Genomic DNA, 10,247 nt, shown 5'->3' on the forward strand with positions numbered 1-10,247 from the left:
GGTACCGGCGTGTCGTAGCCGAATGATTGAAGGTCATCGCGTGATTCTTCGAGAGACCCGCGAAAGTCACTCGAGCAAAGGAATCGACGCGATGACCACTGCCCACGATATCGACCTGCCGACTGTGTTGGCCGAACGACTCACCACCTGCCACCCCGACGTGCTGCGCGAACTGCTGGCCACGTTCATCCACACCCTGTTGGGCGGCGAAGCCGACGCGCTGTGCGGCGCCGGATACGGCCAACGCAGCACCGATCGGACCAATCAACGCAACGGTTACCGTCACCGCCAATTCGACACCCGCGCAGGCAGTCTGGATTTGGCGATCCCCAAGCTGCGCCACGGCTCCTATTTCCCGGACTGGCTGCTGGAACGCCGCAAACGCGCCGAGCGGGCGCTGACCACGGTGGTGGCCACCTGTTATCTGCTCGGGGTATCCACGCGACGGATGGACAAGTTGGTCGAGGCGTTTCGGACCCGCCCGCTGGACGCCGGCCCGTACACGTTCGTGGCTGCTGACGCCCTGGTGCTCAATGTCCGCGAGGGCGGCCGGGTGGTCAACGTGCACGCGCTGATCGCGGTCGGGGTCAACGCCGAGGGCTACCGCGAAATCCTGGGCATCGACGTCACCACCGCCGAGGACGGCGCCGGCTGGCTGACGTTCTGGCGATCGTTGACCGCCCGCGGCCTGACCGGGATCAAACTCGTCACCAGCGATGCCCACGCCGGCCTGGTGGCCGCGATCGGCGCCACCTTGCCCGGCGCGACCTGGCAGCGCTGCCGCACGCACTACACCACTAACCTGATGGCCCTCACCCCGAAAGCGTCGTGGCCGTGGGTGCGTACCCTGTTGCATTCGGTGTTCGATCAGCCCGACGCGCAATCAGTTGGTGCTCAATATGATCGGATCATCGACGCGCTGGTCCACAAACTGCCCAGGGTCGCCGAACACCTCGAGGCCGCCCGGGAGGACCTGCTGGCCTTCACCGCCTTCCCCAAACAGATCTGACGCCAAATCTGGAGCAACGACCCCCAGGAACGGCTAAGCCTCGATCCACCGATGAATTGGCTGGTCATGGGGTGTCGTAACGAGGAAAGTGCCCTCTGAGCTGGAACGATTGGTGTTCTCTACGCAGCAATCAGGTCCGGCCAGAAAGACACTTCCGGTGAAAGTGTCCCACAGGTTCACCGCCGCGTCGGCGGTGTTCGATGATGAGCATCTCGTGTCGTCTGCTGGTCTGGTACCGGTGATGACGCTGGCGACCCAGACGGGGTTGTCTGACCTGGTGGCCGCCAAGGTTCGGATCGCCGAACCACGGATCAAGTCCGGGTCGGCCAACCCGTCACCGAAGTTGACCACGGTGATCGCCGGGATGTGTGTCGGCGCGGACAGCATCGATGACCTCGACCTGGTCCGCAGCGGTGGGATGAAGGCGCTCTTCGACGGTGTGTACGCGCCCTCGACTGTTGGAACGTTATTGCGGAGTTCACCTTCGGGCATGCCCGGCAACTGGAATCAGTCCTACGAGAACACCTGGGCGCGCTGTGCTCACGCGCAGAGCTGTTACCGGGTGCCGACGGGCGGGCGTTCGTCGATATCGACTCGCTTCTGCGTCCGGTCTTCGGGCACGCCAAACAAGGCGCGTCGTACGGGCATACCAAGATCGCGGGGAAACAGATCCTGCGCAAGGGCCTGTCGCTCTTGGTCACCACGATCAGCACCGATACCGGTGCGCCGGTGATCGCCGGGGCCCGACTGCGGGCCGGCAAGACCAATTCCGGCAAAGGCGCAGCCCGGATGATCGCCCAAGCCGTGGCCACCGCGCGTGCCGCCGGAGTCACCGGTCAGATCCTGGTGCGCGGCGATTCGGCCTACGGCAACAGCACTGTGACCGCGGCCTGCCGCCGTGCCGGCGCCCAGTTCTCGCTGGTGCTGACCAAATCGGCCACCGTTGCCGCGGCCATCGATTCGATCAACGACGACGCCTGGACCCCGGTCAACTATCCCGGCGCGGTACGCGACCCCGACACCGGCACATGGATTTCTGAGGCCGAAGTCGCCGAAACCACCTACACCGCGTTCAGCTCCACCGACAATCCGGTGACCGCCAGGTTGATCGTGCGCCGCGTCAAAGACGCCCGCTACCCCGACGCGCTGTTCCCGGTGTGGCGGTATCACCCGTTCTTCACCGACACCGACGAACCGGTCGACGCCGCTGATATCACCCACCGCCGCCACGCCATCATCGAAACCGTCTTCTCCGACCTCATCGACGGGCCCCTGGCCCACATGCCCTCAGGACGTTTCGGCGCCAACTCGGCCTGGATCCTGTGCGCGGCGATCGCCCACAACCTGCTGCGCGCCGCCGGCGTGCTGGCCGGCGCCACCAACGCAGTCGCACAGAGACCAGCTGCATCAGCATCGTCGGGGCCGTGCTCGACCGCGCATCCCGTGGCTGGCGCGGACTGACCATGACCCCCGCCGGACTGCGCCAGCTCCAAGACCTCCGCCGCAGCCTGCTGCACCCGCCCCGACAACTGCGACCCCAGCACACCTCCGAGCCCGCCACCCACAGCACCCAAACTGTCACCGCCACCGCGTAACATCACCCACCGAAGCAAGAACCCGCGCCCGCCGATTTACACCGGATTCTGGACGCCACCGCGCCTCAGCGTGCTGCGGAACAGTTCGAAAGTGAAGTCACCTCCGTGTCGATCCGCATACTGTGAGGCGTCGATCACCGCGACCTTGATCGTGTGTTGGTGTAGGTTAGGAGTCTCGTTGTAGAGAAGCATGGCGTCCCAGCCGTTCAGCCTCTTCACCAGTGATCGCCCCCTCGCATCACAGCTCGTGTCCAACACAAGTATGCACGCGCGAATCCGGGTCTGCTGCAGGAATAGGTGACTTCTGAGTTGGCTTGCCCCGCCGGTGTGGGCTGGAAGGATGTTCCTGTGCCCAGGCCTTATCCCAGAGAGTTCCGTGACGATGTCGTGCGGGTGGCTCGCAACCGCGATGACGGGGTGACGATCGAGCAGATCGCCACCGATTTCGGCGTCCATCCGATGACGCTGCACAAGTGGATGCGTCAAGCCGACGTCGACGAGGGCACCAAGCCTGGAAGAAGCACCGGCGAGTCCAGTGAGCTGCGGGAAGCGCTGCATCGGGTCAAGTTGTTGGAGCAGGAGAACGAGGTCCTACGCCGGGCCGCCGCCTACCTGTCGCAGTCCAATCTGCCGGGAAAAGGTTCTACCCGCTCGTAGACGAGCTCGCTGCCGACGGTATCGCCGTCGCGGTGACGTGCCGGGTACTCAAGCTCGCCCGCCAGCCGTATTACCGTTGGCGGGCCAACCCCATCACCGAGGGCGAACTCGTCGAGGCTTACCGCGCCAACGCCCTGTTCGACGCCCACCACGACGACCTGGAGTTCGGCTACCGCTACCTCGCCGAAGAGGGCCGTGACGCCGGTGAGTCGATGGCCGATCGCACCGCTCGGCGGATCTGCACCGACAACAAGTGGTGGAGCATGTTCGGGAAGAAGCGCGGCAAGAACGGCAAGACCCGTGCCACCGGTGCACGACGATCTCGTCGAGCGCGACTTCACCGCCGATGAGCCGAATCAGTTGTGGCTCAGCGATATTACTGAGGACCGTACCGTCGAGGGCAAGCTTTACCTCTGTGCGATCAAGGACGTGTTCTCCAACCGCATCGTGGGTTACTCGATCGACCCCCGGATGAAGTCCCGGCTGGCGACCACGGCGCTGCACAATGCGGTGGCGCGGCGTGGTGACGTGGCTGGATGCATTCTGCACTCCGACCGCGGATCTCAGTTCAGGTCAAGGAGATTCGTGCATGCACTAGGCCGCTACGCAATGGTTGGGTCGATGGGACGCGTCGGCGTGTGCCTGTTAATGCCTTCGATAATGCTGCCGCGGAGAGCTTCTTCAGCCTGCTGCAGAAGAACGTCCTGGACCGCCGCCGCTGGGACACCCGAGAGCAACTGCGGATCGCCATCGTCACCTGGATCGAACGCACCTACCACCGGCGTCGACGCCAGACCGGCCTCGGCCGGTTGACCCCCATCGAATTCGAAGCAATCATGACCACACCGGCCAGTCAGGCCGCGTGACCGAAACTGTCACCTGATCGTGCAGCAGACCCCACCTCGTCGAGGGGCCTGGCCGGACGCGAGAAGTTTATTGCCCTCGGCGAGCTTGCGGATGATCTGATCCGGCGTATGCCGCCGGCGCTTGTTCGATGCCATGTCGTTGCTGATTCTTCCTGCCCGAACACTACGACGGGCTCACCTCAACCGCACCTGGTCGTCCTCGTCCGTGCTGGTGCGGTGTTCCACACAGGCAAACTGCTCGAGCGGCCCGCCGACATCACGCCCGCAGAAGCCGATACCGAATCAACCGAAACGGAGGTCGCCTGAAACACCCCGATCCACAGGTCTGGACAATTTCTCCCACTTCCGTGGGTGCGAAAGGCCGGCAATTACCATCGTGAGCTCAGCATCATTTCGAGAACTCGCACCGTCAACCGCGTAATGGAGTACTCCCAATGGTTGAGATATGCGTTAAGCCCAGCGCTAATTCATCGAATTCGCGTTCAGGGACCCTATCGACGCGGCGAGGCAGTTGGTTGAGCACCTCGCCGTGGCGAGTTCTGACTTGCTGCGCTGCAGCGCTGATGAGCACCGAAGCCGACACGGTGTGTGACGCCATATGGCGAGCGCTTGCCGCCGACTTGAAGCGCCGCACAACTTCCGGCATCAGGATTTGACCACCCGCGCCGGGCGCAATGGCGATTCCCGATCAGCCAACGGCTGCTACTTCCCGCGATCGCTGCTGGGTCGCTGCCAGCGCGCACTTACCAGTGCGGTAGCCACCTGCCATCTGTTCGGCTCGTCCACACGCCGGGCTAAGGCCGGGTCGAATTCCTCTATCCGACAGTTCGTTCCGAGTTCCAGGGATCGGAATGGTGGAGGACCTCGATGGGCACGCGCAGACGTCCCGCACTCCCTGACTGAACACCCGACCCTACACATTCGTCGGCGCGGATACGCTGTGCTCGAGGTCTGCGAGATCTTGGGGTGCAGGTTGTAGCGCACGGTATACGACCAATCTGATTTCGCTGACTTAAAAAGCGTCGAGGCCTCGGACGCGCACACTACTGCGTTCATCTCCGGCCAGCGAGACGCTGCGTCGTTGTGGCCCAATACGATCGAGTATCGACCCAGTCGCATTCGAGCCTGCTGCAGGCTACGGAAGTCGATCGCCATCAGTGCCTCGCGAGTATGGGTTCGTGTCGGCGCCGACTGCCTGGTGGTAAATGCTATGAAAGGCGGACCCGTGGCGGATCGCCGAGGCCACTGCGCTATCCACCCAGCTGTTGACAGCGAACTTACAAACTGCCAGCGCAGCTGGGGACGCAGTGGCTATGTCTGCTGCGATGCCGTCCACCATGGATTGCAGCGCGTCGTCATCAGCGAGTGCCTGTGCCAGGCCCAGCCGTACTGCTTCGGCGCCATCGATGAGGCGCCCCGTAAACAGAAGCTCTTTGGTGCGGCCGGGTCCCAGTATCAATGGCCAATACGCGAGAGTCGGCGGGAGTGCGAACTCTCGAACTTCTGGCATGCCCACGCGCGTATTAGAAGCGCATATCACCAGGTCGCAGCAGGAAATAAGCTCGTTTCCCACCCCGATGCAATACCCGTGAACCTGCGCGATCATCGGCTTCGGAAAATTGCGTATTCGCATCCACCTAGCGATGCGGCGCTGGCTATTGGCAAGATCGGCTGCTGCACTCGCGATGTCCGGCATGCCACTGATCTCATCAAGGTCATAACCTGCGCAGAAAGCCCGTCCAGCGCCCGAAAGAACGACACAGACGGTGTTCTCGTCGGACGCAGCGGCATCGATCTCGGCAACGAGCTGGTCTTCCATCGCCGGTGTCAGCGCGTTCAGCTTCTCGGGCCGGTTCAGGACGATTCGCCTAACACGCCCCTGTTGCTGGACGGCGATCAATGAGGCCATCGAGCTCCTTCCATCACTAGCAGGCGATTCTGGACATACTAACCGACATGTCGTAAAATAATATGGCGGTTTAGCCTATACGTAAGGGGTGCACATGGACTTGTCGTCCGTCACGATGATCTCCGCTGATTCGCACGTCGAGGAACCGCATGACCTCTGGTGGGACAATTTGCCCTCCAGTATGCGTGATGAGGCGCCACGAATGATCCAGGCCAAAGGGGACGGCGGCTGGGAAGTCGTGATCAACGGTCAGCCTCGCGGTTGGGGCGAAGGCGAGTTGGAGCGGATCCAGAACTTGGACGCCGATGGCCGCATCAAGGTGATGCTTTCCGATGGGATCGCTGGCGAATGCATCTTTCCGACCATCGGACTGTACATCTGGGGTTTGAAGAATCCCGAGGTTGGTGCTGCGTGTTGTCGGATCTATAACACCTGGGTTTACGACCTGCTGGAGGCCCGGTCACCGCGGTTTCGTTGTGCTGGCCTGATTCCCACCTGGGACATCGATGCTGCCGTGAAGGAGGCAGAGGCGATCGCAGAGCTGGGTCTCGGATGTGCAATGCTTCCGATCACCGGCACGCCCCCGTACAACGATCCGCGGTGGGAGCCCTTGTGGACGGTTCTCGAAAACGCCGGCTTGCCAGTCGTTATGCACCAAGGCACTGGCCACGACATGGTGTTTTACCGTGGTCCTGGCGCGTCAGTATCGAATCTGCTTGCAACGCAGTCGATGGCGCCCCGGTCCGCGGGGTTGCTGGCAACTTCAGGCGTATTCGAACGGCATCCGAACCTGCATGTCGTTATGGTTGAAGTCAATGCCGGCTGGATCGCCTGGGCGATGTCGACGCTAGATTTCTATACGGATGCCTTCAAGGGCTATGGTTGGGTTAAGCCCGAACTGCCCCTAAAGCCAAGCGAATACTTGGCTAGACAACTGCACGCCACCTTTCAAGACGACCCAGTTGGTATCGCGAACATCGACATCACGGGCGCGACCCCCTTGCTGTGGGGCTCTGACTACCCTCACGATGAGGGTACGTACCCGCACTCTCGGGATGTTGTCCAGCGGCTGTGCGAAGGCTTGAAACCTGGTGATGCGGAGAAGATCCTCGGCGCAACCGCCGCACAATTGTTCAAGTTCGATATGTCGCAACTGGCTCCGGTCGGCTAGCTCCATATCCATGCGGCTCGCATTTGATGAGATTGAAGAAGCCGTCGCGAATACCTTCAGCCGGATCCTCGAACGCGAGGCGACGGCAGAGAGGGCTCGCGAAGCGGAACGCAATGCTACTGGAGTAGACGACCAGCTCTGGAAGATGCTTGTCCGTGCGGGCGCTCTCGAAGTCGGGATTCCGACGCAAAGCGAAAGCGGGGGATTGCTGCTAGCTGCGATCGTATCTGAGATGATCGGCGCACATATCGCTCCGGTACCGTTCAGCGAGATAGTATCTGCGCAACGCCTCATAGCGAGGCTTGAAGACGAGAACGCGGGGCTCCTGTCGGAAATCGCGTCGGGCGCAAGAGTAATCACCATAACCGTTGCGAACGGATGCAATGCCGCGGAGCCGCAGCTGGTGCCTGCGGGTACGATCGCCGACGCAACACTGGTGAGAGCTACGAATGCGGTTTGGTTGCATCCCCGACCAGGCAACGTCGTCAAGGCCGAGACACTGGACGGCGGCAGCAGTGCGTTTTGGACAACTACCGCAGACGGCGCACAGCGGTTGGCTTCCGCAGATGTCGCGGAACAGCTCTGGAATCGGGCCGAGGCCGACGTCCGCGTCCTGACCGCCTCGGAGCTGGTGGGAATGGCTGAGCGCGCCGTTGCGATAGCAGCTGAGTATGCACGTACCCGAAACCAATTCGGCAGGCTCATTGGCTCTTATCAGGGTTTATCACATCCGCTCGCAGACGCGGTTACGGCAATCGAGGGTGCGCGTTTGTTGACGCGGAAGGCGGCATGGTCCGTCGATACGAACGACCCCGAGTACGAAGCCATTGCCGCCATGGCCTTCGTAAATGCCTGGGAGGTGTCGCAGAAGGCGGTCTCTCACTGTTTGAGGGTCCACGGCGGCTACGGATTCATGTCCGAATACGACATCCAACTCTATTATCGGCGTGTCAAGGCGGCCCCGCTGCGAATAGGGAGCTGGCCGAATGAGCAGTCGCGCACAAGCAATCTCATCTATGGATACGGATCGAGAGCTTGATGGATTTTAAAGAGTCCGGCCGCATACAAGCAATCCGCGCAGAAGCGCGGACGTTCGCAGAAGAGTACGTCACCGACGAAGTGCGCGATCACGAATATTACTCAGGTGATGGCGTTAACCTGGAAATCCACCGCGCGATGGGCGCGCGGGGGTGGGTGCTACCGCGCTTTCCGCGTGATGCGGGGGGTGCAGGGATGACGGCGGGTGAGGCTGAAGCCTTATTCTTCGAGCTTGCGGTAGCCGGCGTTCCTAAGGTGGGCGTATTCACGACGGGCATTCCGGCGAAGGCGATTCGTGAGTTCGGCAACGACGAACTGAGGGCAGAAGTACTTCCAGAAGTAGCCGCGGGCGACAGTTTGATATGCCTCGGATATACGGAGCCAGAGTCTGGTTCGGATGTAGCAGCGGCGAAGACTCGGGCTGTCCCAGACGGAGATCACTGGACGATCAATGGCCAAAAGGTTTTCACAACATTCGCGCATCTGGCGCGGTATTGCTTCCTGCTCGCCAGGACCGATTTGGATGCGCCTAAGCACAAGGGGCTGACGATGTTTCTCATCCCGCTTGCTTCGGCTGGGATTGAAATTCATCCAGTTGCCACCCTTGGGGGCGAGCGCACGAACATCGTGTACTACAGCGATGTATCACTTCCCGATAGATACCGGGTTGGTGAAGTGAACGATGGCTGGCGGGTGTTACGTGTTGCGTTAGAGGAAGAACACACCGGCGGACTGCAGTTCGAAGCGGCACTGATCAGTGATTCGATAGAGCGGTGGGCAAACAGCGAGGGGCCTGACGGCGCGAAACCGATTGGTGACCAGACGGTACGGAACTGCATCGCGCGTATACGGATTGCCAATGAGGTGGCTCGGCTGTTAGGTACGCTCCAAAGTTACCGCCTTGACAACGGTATTCCGCTGGGGCTAGTCGGCCCGATGGCGGCTTTGTACGGCACTGAGTCGTACCTGAAGAACGCTCAGAGCGCGCTCGACCTCTGCGGACCGGCCGGCATAGTGCGGCGAGGAGACCCTGAGGCTGTAGACAACGGCACTCTGGAACACCTCTATAGAGCTGCGATCGGCTCCACGATCTACGGCGGCACCAGCGAGATCATGCGGGAACAGATCGCAGCGCGTGGCCTCGGACTACCCCGACTGCGGGCGTGAGATTGATACTGCACTGGTAGGAATCCTCCGTTGGCGCGCAACGGGTTCGGAGTCCGGATTCTGGACGAGGTAACGGCAGATCGGGTACTGACAGCCCGTTGGTAAGAGTCTGCTACGAGGGCCATATATTGGCCAACGCACGCGCCAGGTGTTGAGTGATCCGCCCCGGCGTGTCGGGAGGCTCTGTTATTTGAGTGCCTCCTCGGTATGAGAGTGCCGCTGGCGATGGTAGTAGAGGGCTTCAGCCCGGTCTGGCGTCAGGTCCTGGCAGTAGCCGTTGGGCCGCTGACGGTTGTAGAAAGCCACCCATTCAGCGGTCCCCAGCGAGAGTTCGGTAGCGCCGGGATAGAGCGGCTGATGGCCGATCAGTTCGGTCTTGTAGCTGCTGTTCACTGATTCGGCCAAGGCATTATCGAAGCTATCGCCAACGGAACCGACTGACGGCAAGATCCCCTCGGCGGCAAGACGTTCAGTGAACGCCACAGCCGTGTACTGCGAGCCCGCGTCGCTGTGGTGGACGAGAGACTCTAAAGAGGTTGCACCAGAACGCTTTCTGGTATCGACGGCGTGGTTGATCGCATCGGTCACCAACTTCTGAGTCATCTCGGTGGCCACCTTCCAGCCCACGATCTTGCGGGCGTAGACGTCGGTGACGAACGCCGTGTAGGCCCAGCCGCCACGGGTCCGGCAATACGTGAAGTCGGCTACCCACAAACGATCAGGGGCGCCAGCGACAAACTGTGGTTCCCCCGAAATCGTGGAGGGTTTCCTATGCCGCTTCCGGCTTGGTCTTGGATTCCCTGATCTCGTAGTTGACGGGCGATAGCCCGTCTGC

The 10,247-nt window shown here is 61.6% G+C and carries 5 protein-coding genes and 5 pseudogenes; 7 read left to right on the plus strand and 3 right to left on the minus strand.

Annotation, left to right across the window (positions count from 1 at the left end; all coding sequences use genetic code 11):
* Nucleotides 1-91: 91 nt before the first annotated feature.
* The 3 pseudogenes from H7I57_RS24285 to H7I57_RS34000 all read left to right on the plus strand — a co-directional run.
* Nucleotides 92-1,006, plus strand: a pseudogene (locus H7I57_RS24285) (IS256 family transposase); the annotation flags it as partial.
* Nucleotides 1,007-1,166: 160 nt separating this feature from the next.
* Nucleotides 1,167-2,404 (plus strand): annotated as a pseudogene (locus H7I57_RS24290) (IS1380 family transposase); the annotation flags it as partial.
* Nucleotides 2,398-2,604: pseudogene (locus H7I57_RS34000) on the plus strand (IS256 family transposase); the annotation flags it as partial. The pseudogenes H7I57_RS24290 and H7I57_RS34000, both read left to right, overlap by 7 nt.
* A 60-nt stretch (nucleotides 2,605-2,664) precedes the next feature.
* Here H7I57_RS34000 and H7I57_RS33590 read toward each other — a convergent pair.
* Nucleotides 2,665-2,823 (minus strand): annotated as a pseudogene (locus tag H7I57_RS33590) (wax ester/triacylglycerol synthase family O-acyltransferase); the annotation flags it as partial.
* A 129-nt stretch (nucleotides 2,824-2,952) separates the two neighbouring features.
* Between H7I57_RS33590 and H7I57_RS24305 the strand changes: the two are divergent.
* Nucleotides 2,953-4,127 (plus strand): annotated as a pseudogene (locus tag H7I57_RS24305) (IS3 family transposase).
* Nucleotides 4,128-5,262: 1,135 nt separating this feature from the next.
* Here the strand turns inward: H7I57_RS24305 and H7I57_RS24310 are convergent.
* Nucleotides 5,263-6,036, minus strand: a complete 774-nt coding sequence (locus H7I57_RS24310; protein WP_264026646.1) for an enoyl-CoA hydratase/isomerase family protein — start codon at nucleotides 6,034-6,036, stop codon at nucleotides 5,263-5,265.
* 94 nt (nucleotides 6,037-6,130) lie between these two features.
* Between H7I57_RS24310 and H7I57_RS24315 the strand changes: the two genes are divergently transcribed.
* From H7I57_RS24315 to H7I57_RS24325, 3 genes are read left to right on the plus strand one after another with little or no spacing between them, the layout of a single operon-like run.
* Entirely contained in the window at nucleotides 6,131-7,207 is a 1,077-nt protein-coding gene (locus H7I57_RS24315) for an amidohydrolase family protein (RefSeq protein ID WP_264026647.1), read from the plus strand.
* A gap of 10 nt (nucleotides 7,208-7,217) precedes the next feature.
* Nucleotides 7,218-8,246 (plus strand): acyl-CoA dehydrogenase family protein, encoded by a 1,029-nt coding sequence (locus H7I57_RS24320; RefSeq protein ID WP_264026648.1) that lies wholly within the window; start codon nucleotides 7,218-7,220, stop codon nucleotides 8,244-8,246.
* The gene (locus H7I57_RS24325) at nucleotides 8,246-9,412 is read left to right on the plus strand and encodes an acyl-CoA dehydrogenase family protein (RefSeq protein ID WP_264026649.1); all 1,167 of its coding nucleotides are present in this window, start codon (nucleotides 8,246-8,248) and stop codon (nucleotides 9,410-9,412) included. Before H7I57_RS24320 ends, H7I57_RS24325 begins: the two co-directional genes overlap by 1 nt.
* Before the next feature lie 186 nt (nucleotides 9,413-9,598).
* Here the strand turns inward: H7I57_RS24325 and H7I57_RS24330 are convergent, their stop codons facing one another.
* Nucleotides 9,599-10,168 carry an IS3 family transposase gene (locus H7I57_RS24330; protein WP_372510366.1) on the minus strand — a complete coding sequence of 190 codons (570 nt, stop codon included), beginning with the start codon at nucleotides 10,166-10,168 and terminating at the stop codon, nucleotides 9,599-9,601.
* Nucleotides 10,169-10,247: the final 79 nt, after the last annotated feature.

Source organism: Mycolicibacterium pyrenivorans (genome assembly GCF_025821625.1).
In the GTDB taxonomy this organism is placed as follows: Bacteria; Actinomycetota; Actinomycetes; order Mycobacteriales; family Mycobacteriaceae; genus Mycobacterium; species Mycobacterium pyrenivorans.

Excerpts from the sequence above, each read along its gene's own strand:
- H7I57_RS24310 (WP_264026646.1), bottom strand. The coding sequence starts at position 6,036 with ATGGCCTCATTGATCGCCGTCCAGCAACAGGGGCGTGTTAGGCGAATC.
- H7I57_RS24315 (WP_264026647.1), top strand. The coding sequence starts at position 6,131 with ATGGACTTGTCGTCCGTCACGATGATCTCCGCTGATTCGCACGTCGAG.
- H7I57_RS24320 (WP_264026648.1), top strand. The coding sequence starts at position 7,218 with ATGCGGCTCGCATTTGATGAGATTGAAGAAGCCGTCGCGAATACCTTC.
- H7I57_RS24325 (WP_264026649.1), top strand. The coding sequence starts at position 8,246 with ATGGATTTTAAAGAGTCCGGCCGCATACAAGCAATCCGCGCAGAAGCG.